Genomic DNA, 14,126 nt, shown 5'->3' on the forward strand with positions numbered 1-14,126 from the left:
CGTGTTCACTGTGTGTGCCTCCAGGGTTGTCGCTCCGCTCGTACGCTGACCAGGGTCTAGGTCACCCCAACGGGACTGGGGTGAAGGGGGTTTGGCATGACGGACGACCTGGGTGATGACAGTCCGCAGACGGGCGCGGCGTACTTCGGCGCCGAGGTGCGCGTGTGGCGCACAGAGCAGCAACTGAGTCAGCGGGAGCTGGGTGAGAGGGCGTCGTACGGTCAGCAGTACGTGGCCAAGGTGGAGGCGGGGGAGCGGCTCGCGAGCCCGGAGTTCGCCGTGGCGTGCGACAAGATCTTCGGTACGCCGGGGATGTTCACGCGACTGCGGAGGCGTGCGGCTCATCGCGGGTACCCGGATTGGTTTGAACCCTACGTGCGGCTTGAGCAGCGCGCGACGACGATCCTGGATTACAGCCCAAGCCTGATCATGGGATTGCTCCAGACCGAACAGTACGCACATGCTGTCTTCCGCAAGGCGCATCCCCGTGACGAACTGGAAGCGACGGCGGAGAAGGTTGCCCGGCGACTCAAGCGGCGACAGGTGATGGACGTTGAGAAGCCGCCATTGCTCTGGGTCATCCTGGACGAGGCTTGCCTTCGGCGAGTGATCGGCGGTCCGCAAGTCATGCGTGACCAGCTTGCTCGTCTGCTGCAAGAGACGGAGTCTCCGCACGTGACACTTCAGGTACTGCCGTTCGAAACAGGTGCCCCGGCCTCGCACCTAGCGTTCAACGTACTGAAATTCGGGGACGATGAACCGGACGTTTTCTACGGGGAGAGCCCGGTGTCGGGCCAGGTCATCGACTCCCCGGCCAAGGTAGCGATTGCCAACGTGATCTACGATCGGCTGCGCGCCGACGCGTTGTCTCCAGAGGCGTCGCTGCGCCTGATTCGCAAGGTGATGGAGGAATGGACCTCATGAGTACACCCGATATATCCGGCGCAGTCTGGGTGAAGTCAAGCTACAGCGGTGGGAACGAGGGGCAATGCCTGGAGTACACCCGTGGCTTCGTCACGGATGGCGTCGTCCCCGTGCGGGACAGTAAGCGCCCGGGTGGCCCGGTTCTCATGCTCCCCGCCGTCGCCTGGGCCGAGTTCGTCGCCGCTCTGGAAAGGCACCCGTAGGGGATCATGTGCGGGTGACCACCCGCCTTCGCACCCCCGCCGACCTCCCCGCCTGCGCCGCCGTCCTCGCCGACGTGCACCGCACCGACGGCTATCCCGTCAACTGGCCCGCCGACCCGGCCGCCTGGCTCACGCAATCCGCGCTGATAAGCGCCTCGGTAGCGGAGCGCCAAGGCCGCATCGTCGGGCACATCGGGCTCGCCCGCAGCGCGGTCGGGGACGCGGCGCCCGGTCTGTGGAGCGCCCGCGAAGGCGTGCCCGTCGCGTCCACCGCCGTGATCAGCCGCCTGTTCGTCGACCCCGCCTCGCGCGGGCACGGAATCGGCGCCCTCCTGATGGCGCGGGCGGCGCGCGAGGCGCGGGAGCGCGGCCTGCACCCCGTCCTCGACGTCGTGGCGTCCGACACGGCCGCGGCCGCGCTGTACGAGCGCCTCGGCTGGGAACGCCTGGCCACGGTGGAGCAGCGGTGGGGGCCGGACACGACCGTCACCGTCCGCTGCTACGCCGCACCACGCGACTGACCGGAACCTGTCCGTTCATGTCGGACAGTTCATGGGAAAGCTCCACGGGACCGGATGCGCGGGCACGCGGGGGAGCGGCGAGTGGAATGGCACGCCTTCGGGCCCGTCGGAGACACCGCCTTCCGGGCCCTGTTCACCGCCGTCGTGCTGCTCGCCGCGCTGGAGCCCATCAGAGGGCTGAGCGGCGGAGCGACCTGGCGACCGGGCACGGTGGGGGCGAAAGTGGGCGGCCGGGTCACCCGCGCCCGCCCCGCCCTCGCGGCCGGGCTGCTGCTCTCCGGGTGCGCCTTCACCGCCAATGTCCTGCCGGTGCCCGCGGCCGTGGTCATGGCGGCGGTCTTCCCGCTCCTCACCTCGGTATACCTGTCGCGGGAGTTCGCCGGTTACGTGACCGAGGACGACGACGGCACCCGGCACTTCAAGGTGCACCACCACCTGCACCTGGTGGGGATGGCGCTCCTCGGGACGGCCGGTGCGGGGCTCGCCGCGGTCGCCACCCGGAACATTGACGTCACGTTCTGGCTGGCGCAGGGCCTGTGGGGCGCGGTGGCGGCCCACTACTTCGTGTCCGCCGTCTCCAAGGTCCGCAAGCGCGGCATGCGCTGGCCGGACCGCAGGCTCTTCCCCTTCTACCTCACCCTCTTCGCCCGCTTCCGGGCGGGAGACGGCGAGACGGTCCGGGAGACCGGCCCCGGGTGGCTGCTCGTGCGCCGGCCGCGCTGGGGCGTGCTCGTCCTCTGGGCCGCGCTGCTGCTGGAATTCAGCACGCCGCTCATGCTCCTGGGGTGGTGGCCGAGGGCGGTGATCGGCCTGGGCCTCGTCCTCTTCCACCTGTGCTCGCGGTGGCTGCTCGCGGTCGACTTCCGGGAGAACGCGATGCTCGCGGGGCTGGCCGCGCTGCCGCTGCCGTACGCGACGGGGTCCGGTTTCGGACCCCAGTGGCCCGCCGTGGCCGTGTTCGCGGTGTGCGGGGCGCTGTCGCTCGTCCTCGACGACAGGGTCTATCCCTTTTCGAACCTGCCGATGTTCGCGGACGCGTACCGTCCCTCGCCCGTCGTCACCCTCCGGTCGGGGGACGGCAGCACACTTCACGCCACCCCGCAGGCCCTGGGGTGCTCCACGGCCGGCCTGTCTCGCGAGTACGCCGCGGCGGACGACCCGGCCGCGTTCCGCGCCGAAGTCCGGCGGCGGGCGGCGGCCGCCGGGACCGTGCTCCCGGCCGGTATCACGCTCTGGGTCGAGACCGTGGACGTCACGCCGACGGGCGAGGTCCGCACGGCACACCGCAGGCTCGGAACCCTCGCCTCCGCGAACTGAGCGCGGCTCAGGGCAGGCGGCGGCCCATCTTCGCCGACCGCCGGTTGTGCGCTTTGGTGTCCCACCACTCTTCCAGCAGGGTGCGGACGAGGTGCACGAGCAGCCCGAGACGCTCGGGGTCGGGGGCGGGCGAGGTGAACACGTCCGCGAAGGACTTGTCGTCCCAGGGCAGCGTGAACTCCCAGCGCTCGTCGGGATGATCCCGGCGCGCCACGGTGAGCCGGTACGTCAGCGTCACGCTGCGGTCGTCGTGGTGGTCAGCGGACAGATCGGACACGGTGAAGGTGACCTGCCCGTCGCCCGTGGTGTACGAGCGGGCGAGAGCACGCTCGGCCGGTGACCGTGCCGGCATGGCTCTCACCCGCCCTTTCGCCTCGTTCAGTGGCAGCGACCTACTTCTAGCACTTGGCGGCGAACGTGTTGACCGTGTAGGCGGTGAGGAGGTCACGCGCGCCGGCCGGTGTCCCGATGATGGTGCGGAACTTCTCGACGCTGGGGCACTGCGCCGTGTACGTCGAGTACCCGCCCCGGCCGTTGGGGGCGCCGGACCAGATCGCCGTGCGTATCTTTTTGTCCATGGTGTTGTTCCAGCCGTGCCGCAGCTTGATGTGCTTCCAGCCCCACGTCTTGGTGCCGCAGCGCAGCGTGTACCGGCCGGGTCCCCGGAAGTACTCCCGTACGACGTAGTTGCGGCTGTGGGTTCTGCAAGTGGCGTCGATGCTGTCGGCAGAGATTTCGGTGGCGGCTGGAGCCGCGGCGGTCGCGGAACCGGCCGCCGGGATGATCAGCGCCGAGGTGGCGACGGCGGTGGCCAGCGCCGCCTTGACGGTGCGGGATGAGCTCAGACGCATGTGCTTTCTCCCCCTGAGGCATTGCCTGTGATCGGCGGGACCCGCGGCGTGTCGGGCCGCTGCCCCGCGTCCGTGGGCAGCACCCCACCACGCCTCGTGGGGCCGGTCAAGGAGATGCGCGCGGCGGGTCAGCCTCCGGATCCGGCACCGCGCCCCCGGGCCGTCCGCAGCGCCCGGCTTCCGGCGGAGCGCTCAGCAGCGGGAGGCCCACGTGTGCGAGCTGCCCTTGTCGTTCGCGTTCTGGTTGTACCCGACCTCCTGCCCGGGAGCCAGGCAGAGGGTGACGTGTCCCAGCAGCTTCCGGCCGTCGTACACCTTGACGTGGTCCTTGACCCCCGGCCCCGAGACGCCGTGGTTCACCCACGAGGAGTCCTGGTTGCTCATGTTCCCCTCCCACCAGTGGTCGTCGCCGCTGTGCTCGATCTTCATGCCGTCGAAGTTCGCGTGCGTCCAGACGCAGAAGTAACCCCTGCGGCAGTCCGCCGCCTGGACGTCGGCCGAGGTGGCCAGGACGGTGCCGGCGGAGAGCAGGGTGGCCGTGAGGAGGGTGAGGAGGCGCTTCGTCATCGTGGTTCTCCTGTGGGTGGTCGGTCGCCGCGGTCGATCAAGGCACCGTCACCCTCTCCACCGGCCGCCCGACTATGCGTCATATCACCTGAAAAGGTGATCGCGATGCAGGATGTGCGATTGTCGCCTCGCCGATCGACCGGTCGGCCGGTCGGCAGGTCAGCAGACCCGCAGGTGCCGGTCGAAGAACGCGCGCACCGCGCCGCGCACCGCGGGGATCGATGTGCGCGGGGCGAGCTTTCCGACCAGGGCGGTCCGGGCCTCCGCCGACATCAGCCCCGCGGTTTGGAGTTGGGGAGCCGTCGCGGCGTAGTCGCTGAACACCCAGTGCGCGGCGCCGTCCAGCACCCGCCGGTGGGCGCGGCCCCGCGAGCGGGCCAGGACGGGCGCCCAGGAACGCTCCAGCGCCTGCCGGTCGCTGAAGTCCCCCGAACCCAGCAGGAGCAGCGGGCGGTCCGCACCGTGCTCTGCGATCGGGAAGAGCTCTCCCGCCCGGCCGGGTACGGCCGGTGTGTGGTCCAGATAGCCCTCCATGGTGACGGCGGCGTCGATCCTGCGGTCCTCGTACAGGGCCGCGGCCACCGTGGTGCCGCCCGCCGAGTGGCCGTAGGCACCCACCCGCCGCAGGTCCAGAGCCCGGCCGAGGTGCTTCGGCAGCGCGCGCCCGGCCGCGTCGGGGTTGCGTCCGGCCGCCAGGGACTCCAAGCGGTCCAGGACGAAGCGGGTGTCGGCGACCCGGGTCTCGATCGCGGTGCGGAAGAAGTCCGCGTGGGGCCGGGGGTCACCGCGGAAGACGGTCTGCCGGACCTTCTCCCGGTACGCCGTCGCGCCGGGGAAGTCGACCTCGCCGGCGTCGCCCGGGTGATCGATGGTCACCACCACATAGCCGTGGCTCGCGAGTTCCTCGGCCGTGCCGGTGCCGAGGGTGCGCGGGTCGCCGCCGCCCGGGCTGTACAGCAGCACCGGCCGGGGCACCGGCCGTGCGGGCGCCCCGGCATGCGCGTGAGTCACCGTGGCCGCCCAGTTCACCCCCGTCTCCGGCAGCTCGCGGCGCACCCGGTGGCCGGTCTCCAGGAACGACGCCGCGGCGTCCGCGGTCATCTGGGGCGCGACCGGGAATCCGGCGACGGCACCGGCCGGGTAGAACACCGTGACCATCACTTCCCGGACGGGAATGGCGCTGTCCCACGGGTCGCGCCGGTGGCGGTCGACCAGGTGCAAGGTGGTGACCCCGAGCCGGTGCGGACCGGTGGGCGCGGGCAGCCGCACGGTGACACCTCCCGCGGTCCGCGCCTGCGCGGTGCGGGTGCCGTCCAGAAGCAGGAGGCCGGCCAATGCGGCGGCGGACTTGGCGACGGTGCGCCGGTCCACTCCGGCCCGGTCCACTCCGGCCCGGTCGTCTCGGGCCCGGTCGTCTCTGGTGGCGGACATGGTTCTCCTCATGCTCGTGTGACACGGGTCCTTGTGCCTCCCGCCGGACCCTTGAGTGAATGGGCGGGGCACGACCTGGAGCCTGCCGCGCGGGAACGGTTCCGGCGATCCTTCAGGCGCTGCCCGAAACGATGGCGCGACGGCACCCGGGGGCGTAGTGATCCGCATCCACCTCACGGCAGCCGACTTCGCGCGGATCCGCTTCGCCCCCCGGCCCGCCCCGCTGCAAGAGCTGAACGTGGCCCTGATGACGATGTGCCGCGATGACGACCAGTGGTTCTTCGGCCGCTGGAGACGGCGGGTGCTGCACTCCCTGCCGGGCGCCGTCCGGCCGCTGCGGGACCTGGTCCCCGGCGCGCGGGCGCCCCGCTTCCTGGACATCGTCAGCGACTCGGTGAGTGAGGGGCTGGAAACCGTCCGGGCCACGCCACCGGCCCTGGTCCGCTCCGAGATCGAGCGGGTCTACGCGGACCACCCGGGGCCCGCCCCGCTGTGGGTCCGCGGCCTCTACGAGGGTGACGCCGGAGCCTGGCACGTCATGCGCCGCGCGCAGCGAGCGGCCTTCGACTCCGTACTGGGCCCGGTGTGGCCCCTGGTGCAGGACCTGCACCAGGGGGAGTTCGTGCGCCATGCCCTCGTCCTCGCCGAGCACGGCATCGCCCCGGCCCTCGCCGCCGCCGTCCCCGGCAGCCGGCTGCGGGGAAACGTCTGGGAGTTCGCGGGGCCCGACCCGCTGGAGATCGAGCTGGACGGCCGCGGCCTGACGCTCGCGCCCACCTTCCACCGGACCGGCCACCCGCTCCTCGCCCAACTGCCCGGCCACCCCCTCGTCGTGACCTACCCGGCCGGACCGGGCCTGCCGCTCCCGCCGCCCGGGGCGGGTGACACGGACGACGCGCTGGCCGCCGTAGTGGGACGCACCCGCCTCGACACCCTGCTCCTGCTCGCCGACGAACACACCACCAGCGGACTCGCCCGGCGGCTGAACGTCAGCAACGCCACGGCCTCCGCCCACACCGCCGCGCTGCGCGGCGCCGGCCTGATCACCACCACCCGCGCGGGACGGGCCGTCCTGCACCGGCGCACCGCCCTGGGCAGCCTGCTGGTCCGCCGGTGGAGCGGCGCCACGGGCGCCCGCCCCGCCGACCACCGGTGACCTGGGCGTATCCGGACGGCGGCGGACGGTCCGGCGGGCGGTCCGGTGGTCATGCCGGCGGTCGTGTCGGCGGTCGTGTCAGTGGCCGACCGTACGATGAAACGGTGCTCGACCGACACGAGGCGTCCGACGCCGACGACAGCCGCTACCTCGCCCGGGGACCGCGCGTGGCGATCCGCGCCGTCACCCGTGAGGACGGCGCCGAGTTCACCCGCCTGGTGCGCGCCAGCGCCGAGCTGCACCACCCCTGGCTGTCGATGGCGACGACGGACGCCGGCTTCGCCACGTACCTGGACCGGCTGGAGAGCGGCCCCCACCTGGGCCTGCTCGTCTGCCTGCCGGAAGCCGGCGACGGGATCGCCGGCTTCGTCAACCTCAACAACATCGTGCGCGGCGGCTTCCAGAGCGCCGCCCTCGGCTACGGCGCCTTCGCCTCCACCGCCGGGCGCGGCTACCTGCGCGAGGGCCTCGGGCTCGTCCTCGACTACGCCTTCGGCCCCTTGGGACTGCACCGCCTGGAGGCGAACATCCAGCCGGGCAACGCCCCCTCCATCGCCCTGGTCAAGCGGCACGGCTTCCGCCTGGAGGGATTCTCGCCGGACTTCCTCTTCATCGACGGCGCCTGGCGCGACCACGAACGCTGGGCCGTCACCGCCGAGATGCGGGCCCGCCCGTGACGTGGGCCCGGCCCGCCCCGGCCCCCCTGCCCGTACCGGTGACCGCCCCGATGCTGATATCGATACGGGAGCCGAACCCGTCACCCGTCCGCGACGCCGCCCCGGCCCGGCCCGCACCACCAGGGGCGAGAGAACGAGGTAGCCGTGCCCACGACCACGACCATCCGACGCGTCGTGCTGTCCCTTCCCGCCGCCCCCCTGGGCCCCGAGAACCCGCTGCCCGCACTGCTGCCACCCGGTAAACCACACCACCTCGACGCCCGGCAACGAGCCGCGCTGCCCGCCCGGATGGCCCGCCAGGTCGGCTACGCCCCGCTGCGCTCCGTCCTCCCCGTCCGCCTGCGCGACGGCTACACCCGGCAGCGGACCCCCACCGACGTCGACGCGATCGTCATCGAGAACGACCGGCTGCGCGCCACCGTCCTCCCCGGCCTCGGCGGGCGCGTGCACTCCCTCGAACACAAGCCGTCCGGGCGGCAGCTCCTCTACCGCAACCCCGTCCTCCAGCCCGCCGCGTTCGCCCTCAACGGCGCCTGGTTCTCCGGCGGCATCGAATGGAACATCGGCGCCACCGGCCACACCCCGCTCTCCGTCGCCCCCCTGCACGCCGCGCGGGTGCCCGCGCCCGGCGGCGGCGAGATGCTGCGCCTGTGGGAGTGGGAGCGCCTGCGCGACCTGCCGTTCCAGGTCGACCTGTGGCTGCCCGACGGCTCCGACTTCCTCTACGTGGGCGTACGCGTCCGCAATCCCCACGACCGGCCCGCGCCCGTGTACTGGTGGTCCAACATCGCCGTCCCCGAGGGCGGCGGCAGCCGCGTCCTCGCCCCCGCCGACACCGCGTGGCGCTTCGGCTACGAGCGCTCCCTGCGCCGCGTCCCCGTCCCGGAGTGGGAGGGCGCCGACCGCACCTACCCGCCGAACAGCCCGCATGCCGCCGACTTCTTCTACGAAGTGCCGGACGGCGACCGCCGCTGGATCGCCGCCCTCGACGCGGACGGCCACGGCCTGGTGCAGACCTCCACCGACCTGCTGTGCGGCCGCAAACTCTTCGTCTGGGGGTCCGGGCCCGGCGGGCAGCGCTGGCAGCAGTGGCTGACCGAGCCCGGTACCGGTGGCTACGCCGAGATCCAGGCCGGGCTCGCCCGCACCCAGCTGGAGCACGTACGGCTCGACGCGGGCGGGGAGTTCGCCTGGCTGGAGGCGTACGGGCCCCTGGCCGCCGACGCGGCCGCCGTGCACGGCGCGGACTGGGCGGCCGCCCGGGGCGAGGTCGCCTCCCGGCTGGAGGCCGCGCTGCCGCGCGCGGACGTCGACGCGGCGTACGCCGCGTGGCGGCCCCACGCCGACCTCGACCCCAAGGAACGCCTGGCGACGGGATCCGGCTGGGGCGCCCTCGAAGTCGAGCGGGGCCGCTACGAATTGCCGGGCACGCCCTTCGATCCGTCGACGCTGGGCGCCGAACAGGAACCGTGGGCGGAGCTGTTGCGCACGGGCTCCCTGCCTCCGCCGCCGCGGGCCCTGCCGCCCCTGCCGACGCTGGTGTCGACGTACTGGCGCGATCAGCTGGAGACGGCCGAGGTCGGTGACCCCGACGACCACCTCCGCTACCACCTGGGCGTCGCCCGGTGGCACGCGGGCGACCGGTCGCAGGCCGTCCGCAGCTGGGAACAGACCTCCGAGGGCCACTGGCCGTCGATGCGCTGCCTGGCCGTCGCCGACCGCGAGGACGGCCATGTGGAGCGGGCCGCCGACCGCTACGTGAAGGCGTACGACAGCGCTCGCGCCGAGGGGCGCGAAGGCGCGGGGTGGACGGCCGTGACGACCGCCCTGGCCCGCGAGACCGTGGAAGCCCTGCTGGCCGCCGACCGCGCCGAGGAGGCGGGCCGCGTCCTGGACGCCTTGCGCCCCGCGATCCGTGACCGGGGCCGCTTCAAGCTGCTGCGCGCCCGCGCCCTGCTGGCCCGGGGCGAGGCGGCGGCCGCCCGCGCGATCTTCGACGAGGGCTTCGAGGTCGACGACCTGAGGGAGGGCGATGAAACGCTCGCCGACACGTGGCAGGCGATTGCGGAACGGCTGGTGGCAGGGACGTCCCCGGTGACGGAGGAGACACGGGAACGAGCCCGAAGGGAACATCCGCTGCCGGGGCGGTACGACTTCCGGATGCGGCCTGCCTGACGGCGGCGGCGGGTTGCGAGGGGGCTGAGGCCGGTCGGGCACCGCCGGTCGCCGGTCGCCGGTCGCCTGGCGGCGGGCTGGTGCGACGGGGTGCGGGCGGGTTGGCACCGCCTCCCGCCTGGCGGCGGGCCGGTGCGGCGGGCTGCGCGTGGGCTTGGCACCGCCTCTCGCCTGGCGGCGGATTGGTGATGGACCGCGGGCGGGTTTGGCACCGCCGGTGGCCGTGTGGGTGGTTGTTCGCCGTCGCGGCGGAGAAGAGGTGCCGCTGTCGCGGCGGGACGGCTTGCGCGTGCCGCCTGGCGGCGGGCTGGTGTGACTCTCGCCTGGCGGCGGGCCCGGTGTGACGGGGTGCGGGCGGGTTGGCACCGCCTCTCGCCTCCCGCCTGGCGGTGGGCTGGTGTGATGCGCTGCGGGCGGGCTTGGCACCGCCGGTGGGCGTGTGGGTGGTTGTTCGCCGTGGCGGCGGAGGAGAGGTGCCGCCTGTCGTGGCGGGGCGGTTTGCGCGTGCCGCCTGGCGGCGGGCCGGTGCGGCGGGCTGCGCGTGGGCTTGGCACCGCCGGTGGGCGTGTGGGTGGTTGTTGGCCGTGGCGGCGGCGAAGAGATGTGCCGCTGTCGCGGCGGGGGCGTGTCATGGGCCGTGGGCGGCTGCGGTACCGCCGGTGGGCGTGTGGGTGGTTGTTCGCCGTCGCGGCGGAAAGAGATGCCGCCGTCGCGGCGGGAAGAAGTGCCGCTGTCGCGGCATGACCGCCCCCCGCCGCGCCCTCTCCCTCACCCCGCCTTGCGGTCCACGTACTCGAAGACCGTGCCGTCCGGGTGCCTCGCCACCAGGTTGCGGCCGATCGGGGTCGGGACCGGGCCCGCGATGATGTCCGCTCCCACCGAGCGGAGGTCGTCCAGTGCCTCGTCCACATCCGTGACGGCGATCGTCGCCGTGATCTTCCGGAGGATCGACAGCTCCCTCTCCGGCCCGCTCATCAGGAAGAAGCAGCCCACCGCCGCGACGGCGACCCCGCCGCGCCGGAAGCGCAGCGCCTCCGCGCCGGTGAGGCGTTCGTAGACTCCGATCGCCCCTTCCAGATCGTCGACACACACCCTCAGCGAAGTCCCCAGAATGTTCATGCGACCAGGCTAGTTGGGGCCGCAACCGCGCCCCCCTGCGACAGTCAAGATCATCAAAGTGCCGGCACCGTGTGCCGGGAACGCTCCGAAAGGCCGTGCCCATGTCCTTGAGCCGTACCCCGCTGTACGAGACCCTCGACGAACGCTTCCGCACCGGCCACTGTGCCAACGGCGACGAGCAGCTGGAGAAGCTCTACGAGGGCTGCCGCTGGGCGGAAGGGCCCCTGTACGTGCCGGCCGGGCGCTACCTCCTCTGGAGCGACATCCCCAACGACCGCATGCTGCGCTGGGACGAGACCACCGGAGCCGTCGGCGTCTTCCGCTCGCCCGCCGGCTACAGCAACGGCAACACCCTCGACCGGCAGGGCCGGCTGATCAGCTGTGAGCAGGGCAATCGCCGGGTCACCCGGACGGAGCACGACGGCTCGGTCACCGTCCTCGCCGACCGGTTCGACGGCAAGCGCCTCAACAGCCCCAACGACGCGGCCGTGAAGTCCGACGGCTCCATCTGGTTCTCGGACCCCGACTTCGGCATCACCAGCGACTACGAGGGCCACCGGGCCGACAGCGAGATCGGCGCCTGCAACGTCTACCGCCTGGACCCCGCCACGGGCGAGGTCCGCCTGGCAGCCGACGGCTTCCAGGGGCCCAACGGGCTCGTCTTCTCCCAGGACGAGCGCCGGCTCTACGTCTCCGACACCCGCGCCAACCACATCCGCGTCTTCGACGTCCGCGCGGACGGCACCCTGTCCGACGGCGAGGTCTTCACCGACTGCGGGGACGGCATGTTCGACAACATCCGCTTCGACGACACGGGCCGGCTCTGGGCGGCGGCCTGCGGCGGCGGGGTGCACTGCTACGACCCGGACGGCACCCTGCTCGGCCGGCTCCACGTGCCCGAGACCGTCGCCAACATCACCTTCGGCGGCGCCAAGCGCAACCGCCTGTTCCTCACGGCCGGCACCTCCCTGTACTCCCTCGTCATGTCGGTCACCGGCGCCCCGCCCACCCTGGCCGCCTGAGCCCCGGACCGGCGGGACGACAAGGACGATAAGACGCAATGCTGCTTTAGCGCTCTTTCGGGTGGTGGCACCCAGCTCGGCGCGTAGCCCGGCCGCAGCGGGACAGCATCGGATCGCGTGCGGGTTTCCGCACCGCCGCAGGCCGCGATCCGAGGGGGATCTTCCATGGAGCAGCTCGACGGCTACGAGCCACCCGCCGTGGCGGAGGTCGGTGACTTCGCCGAGCTCACCCGCGGGATGCCCCTGGGGCAACGGCGCGACTGGCCGCCGGACCCGTACGCCTTCTACCGCCCCGAGGGCGCCTGAGGCCGACACCCCGTGACCGATGAAGTGTGGTTCGCGGCCCTGCCGGACGGCGAGGCGGGGCTGGCCGCGGCACATGTGCTGCGGCCCTGGGCGACGCGGCTGATCTCGCACGACTCCGGCCGGCCCTGGCTGCTGGGCTGCTGGCCCGACGGGCATGTGACGGTCGGTGGAGCCGGGGTGGGGAGGCTGGCGGTGATCGGGCGCTGCCCGGTCACCGCCGGTGAACTCTCCGCCCGGCTGAGCAGGATCCGCGACCTCGCGGACACGGAGCGGGCGGTCGCCGGCCTGGCCGGCAGCTTCCACGTCGCCGCGTCGATCGGCGGCCGGGTCCGGGTGCGGGGCAGCGCGTCCGCCGTGCGGCGGATCTTCCACGCGCGGGTGGTGGGCGCGACGGTCGCGGCCAGCCGGGCCGACCGGCTCGCCTCGGCGATCGGGGCGAGTCCCGACGAACGCTTCCTGGCCCTGCAACTGCTCTCCTCGCCCCCGCCCTACCCCCTGGCCGACCGCTGCGTGTGGCGCGGCGTCGAGGGGCTGCGGCCCGAGGACAGCCTGCTGATCGAGCCGGACGGGCGCGCCCGCGCCCAGCGCTGGTGGACGCCGCCCGAGCCGGCGCTCTCCCTGGCCGAGGGCGCCTACGGCGTCCGCGGCGCCCTGGCCGCCGCCGTGGAGACCTGCACGGCGGACGGCGGCACCGTCAGCTCCGACCTCTCCGGCGGCATGGACTCCACCAGCCTGTGCTTCCTCGCCGCCCGCGGCACGGCCCGCCTGGTCACCCTCCGCTGGCAGGGCCTGGACCCGGGTAACGACGACGCGATCTGGGCCGGCCGCGCCACCGCCGAACTGCCCGGCATCGAGCACGTGGTGCCCGAGTTCTCCCGCTCGCCCCTGTGGTTCAGCGGCCTCACCGACCTGCGGATGACGACCGAGGAGCCGGGGGCGTGGGTGCGCGACGGCGCCCGGTTCCGGGCGCTCGCCGAGCTGATGAAGAGCCGGGGGTCCCGGCTGCACATGTTCGGCGGCGGCGGTGACGAGCTGTTCACCGCCTTCGCCCCGCACCTGCACGACTACGTCCGCAGCGACCCGCTGGCGGCCTTCGCCCGCATCCGCCGGCAGCGGGCCTTCCAGCAGTGGCCGCTGTGGCCGGTGCTGCGCGGCCTCGCGGACCGCCGCACGTTCGCCCAGTGGCTGGCCGCCTGGGCCGATCACCTCACCCAGCCACCGCCGGCCCGCGCTCACCGCGCGCCCTCCGTGGCCTGGGGCACCGAGCTGCGCCTGCCGCCGTGGGCGACCCCCGACGCGGTCCACGCCGTCCAGGGCCTGCTCCGCGAGGCCGCCGGCGCGGTGGAGCCCCTCGCTCCGCAGCGCGGCCAGCACGCGGCGCTCTCCCACGTCCAGGGCGGCGGGCGCGGCGCCCGGCAGATGGATCAGGTGACGTCCGGCATGGGCCTGGAGTACGCCGCCCCCTATCTGGACGACGGCGTGATCGAGGCGGCGCTGTCGGTGCGCGTCGCCGAGCGCAGCGCCCCCGGCCGGTACAAGCCCGTCCTCGCCACGGCGATGCGGGGCATCGTCCCCGACACCGTCCTGGCCCGGACCACCAAGGGCGAGTTCGGCGCCGACTTCTACGCCGGCCTGCACCGCAACCGCACCGCGCTCGTCGAGCTGTTCGAGGACTCCCGGCTGGCCCGCGCCGGGCTGATCGACGCCGGAGCCGTGCGCGCGAGCCTGCTCGGCTTCCACCCGAGGCCGGACGCGCTGCGCTCCCTCGACCCCACCCTGGGCTGCGAGCTGTGGCTCCGCTCCCGCCCCGACCGCCGGGCCGTCATGTCCGCCGCGCTGACCGGAGGAGCGCCGTGA

15 protein-coding genes are annotated in these 14,126 nt (G+C 73.3%); 10 read left to right on the forward strand and 5 right to left on the reverse strand.

The annotated features are described in order from the left end of the window. Nucleotides 1-96 precede the first annotated feature (96 nt). The 4 genes from ABZ951_RS04910 to ABZ951_RS04925 all read left to right on the forward strand — a co-directional run bounded on the left by ABZ951_RS04910 (nt 97) and on the right by ABZ951_RS04925 (nt 2,965). On the forward strand, nt 97-924 hold the full coding sequence (locus ABZ951_RS04910; protein ID WP_344093840.1) for a helix-turn-helix transcriptional regulator: 828 nt from the start codon (nt 97-99) through the stop codon (nt 922-924). Next, entirely contained in the window at nt 921-1,127 is a 207-nt protein-coding gene (locus ABZ951_RS04915) for a DUF397 domain-containing protein (RefSeq protein ID WP_344093842.1), read from the forward strand. Before ABZ951_RS04910 ends, ABZ951_RS04915 begins: the two co-directional genes overlap by 4 nt. 14 nt (nt 1,128-1,141) lie before the next feature. Continuing rightward, complete coding sequence (locus tag ABZ951_RS04920) at nt 1,142-1,648, forward strand: GNAT family N-acetyltransferase (RefSeq protein WP_344093844.1); 507 nt, start codon at nt 1,142-1,144, stop codon at nt 1,646-1,648. Nucleotides 1,649-1,729: 81 nt separating this feature from the next. Continuing rightward, a complete protein-coding gene (locus ABZ951_RS04925) occupies nt 1,730-2,965 on the forward strand; it encodes a hypothetical protein (RefSeq protein ID WP_344093846.1) in 1,236 nt (411 codons plus the stop codon). A 7-nt stretch (nt 2,966-2,972) separates the two neighbouring features. Here the strand turns inward: ABZ951_RS04925 and ABZ951_RS04930 are convergent, their stop codons facing one another. The 4 genes from ABZ951_RS04930 to ABZ951_RS04945 all read right to left on the reverse strand — a co-directional run bounded on the left by ABZ951_RS04930 (nt 2,973) and on the right by ABZ951_RS04945 (nt 5,814). Next, nucleotides 2,973-3,317, reverse strand: coding sequence for a hypothetical protein (locus ABZ951_RS04930; RefSeq protein WP_344093848.1), 345 nt, complete (start codon nt 3,315-3,317; stop codon nt 2,973-2,975). A gap of 46 nt (nt 3,318-3,363) precedes the next feature. Next, nucleotides 3,364-3,816, reverse strand: coding sequence for a hypothetical protein (locus ABZ951_RS04935; protein WP_344093850.1), 453 nt, complete (start codon nt 3,814-3,816; stop codon nt 3,364-3,366). 192 nt (nt 3,817-4,008) lie between these two features. Continuing rightward, nucleotides 4,009-4,383: a peptidase inhibitor family I36 protein gene (locus ABZ951_RS04940; RefSeq protein WP_344093852.1), complete on the reverse strand. Its 375-nt coding sequence runs from the start codon at nt 4,381-4,383 to the stop codon at nt 4,009-4,011. A 159-nt stretch (nt 4,384-4,542) separates the two neighbouring features. Further along, entirely contained in the window at nt 4,543-5,814 is a 1,272-nt protein-coding gene (locus ABZ951_RS04945) for an alpha/beta hydrolase (RefSeq protein ID WP_344093854.1), read from the reverse strand. Nucleotides 5,815-5,971: 157 nt separating this feature from the next. Here ABZ951_RS04945 and ABZ951_RS04950 point away from each other — a divergent pair, with 157 nt between their 5' ends. From ABZ951_RS04950 to ABZ951_RS04960, 3 genes are all read left to right on the forward strand, one after another. Further along, the gene (locus ABZ951_RS04950; RefSeq protein ID WP_344093856.1) at nt 5,972-6,970 is read left to right on the forward strand and encodes a helix-turn-helix domain-containing protein; all 999 of its coding nucleotides are present in this window, start codon (nt 5,972-5,974) and stop codon (nt 6,968-6,970) included. A 104-nt stretch (nt 6,971-7,074) separates the two neighbouring features. Continuing rightward, entirely contained in the window at nt 7,075-7,647 is a 573-nt protein-coding gene (locus ABZ951_RS04955; protein WP_344093858.1) for a GNAT family protein, read from the forward strand. Nucleotides 7,648-7,791: 144 nt separating this feature from the next. Next, nucleotides 7,792-9,822 carry a DUF5107 domain-containing protein gene (locus ABZ951_RS04960; protein WP_344093861.1) on the forward strand — a complete coding sequence of 677 codons (2,031 nt, stop codon included), beginning with the start codon at nt 7,792-7,794 and terminating at the stop codon, nt 9,820-9,822. A gap of 768 nt (nt 9,823-10,590) precedes the next feature. Here ABZ951_RS04960 and ABZ951_RS04965 read toward each other — a convergent pair. Then, complete coding sequence (locus ABZ951_RS04965) at nt 10,591-10,941, reverse strand: VOC family protein (protein WP_344093863.1); 351 nt, start codon at nt 10,939-10,941, stop codon at nt 10,591-10,593. 101 nt (nt 10,942-11,042) lie between these two features. Between ABZ951_RS04965 and ABZ951_RS04970 the strand changes: the two genes are divergently transcribed. The 3 genes from ABZ951_RS04970 (at nt 11,043) to ABZ951_RS04980 (ending at nt 14,126) form a co-directional block, all read left to right on the forward strand. Continuing rightward, nucleotides 11,043-11,963 (forward strand): SMP-30/gluconolactonase/LRE family protein, encoded by a 921-nt coding sequence (locus ABZ951_RS04970; protein ID WP_344093865.1) that lies wholly within the window; start codon nt 11,043-11,045, stop codon nt 11,961-11,963. 165 nt (nt 11,964-12,128) lie between these two features. Further along, nucleotides 12,129-12,269: a lasso RiPP family leader peptide-containing protein gene (locus ABZ951_RS04975; RefSeq protein WP_344093867.1), complete on the forward strand. Its 141-nt coding sequence runs from the start codon at nt 12,129-12,131 to the stop codon at nt 12,267-12,269. Nucleotides 12,270-12,281: 12 nt separating this feature from the next. Beyond that, nucleotides 12,282-14,126, forward strand: a complete 1,845-nt coding sequence (locus ABZ951_RS04980) for an asparagine synthase-related protein (protein ID WP_344093869.1) — start codon at nt 12,282-12,284, stop codon at nt 14,124-14,126.

It is taken from the genome of Streptomyces sp. NPDC046215, from assembly GCF_040646215.1.
GTDB classification, from domain to species: Bacteria; Actinomycetota; Actinomycetes; order Streptomycetales; family Streptomycetaceae; genus Streptomyces; species Streptomyces stramineus.

Excerpts from the sequence above, each read along its gene's own strand:
- ABZ951_RS04910 (WP_344093840.1), top strand. The coding sequence starts at position 97 with ATGACGGACGACCTGGGTGATGACAGTCCGCAGACGGGCGCGGCGTAC.
- ABZ951_RS04915 (WP_344093842.1), top strand. The coding sequence starts at position 921 with ATGAGTACACCCGATATATCCGGCGCAGTCTGGGTGAAGTCAAGCTAC.
- ABZ951_RS04930 (WP_344093848.1), bottom strand. The coding sequence starts at position 3,317 with ATGCCGGCACGGTCACCGGCCGAGCGTGCTCTCGCCCGCTCGTACACC.
- ABZ951_RS04935 (WP_344093850.1), bottom strand. The coding sequence starts at position 3,816 with ATGCGTCTGAGCTCATCCCGCACCGTCAAGGCGGCGCTGGCCACCGCC.
- ABZ951_RS04940 (WP_344093852.1), bottom strand. The coding sequence starts at position 4,383 with ATGACGAAGCGCCTCCTCACCCTCCTCACGGCCACCCTGCTCTCCGCC.
- ABZ951_RS04945 (WP_344093854.1), bottom strand. The coding sequence starts at position 5,814 with ATGTCCGCCACCAGAGACGACCGGGCCCGAGACGACCGGGCCGGAGTG.
- ABZ951_RS04965 (WP_344093863.1), bottom strand. The coding sequence starts at position 10,941 with ATGAACATTCTGGGGACTTCGCTGAGGGTGTGTGTCGACGATCTGGAA.
- ABZ951_RS04970 (WP_344093865.1), top strand. The coding sequence starts at position 11,043 with ATGTCCTTGAGCCGTACCCCGCTGTACGAGACCCTCGACGAACGCTTC.
- ABZ951_RS04975 (WP_344093867.1), top strand. The coding sequence starts at position 12,129 with ATGGAGCAGCTCGACGGCTACGAGCCACCCGCCGTGGCGGAGGTCGGT.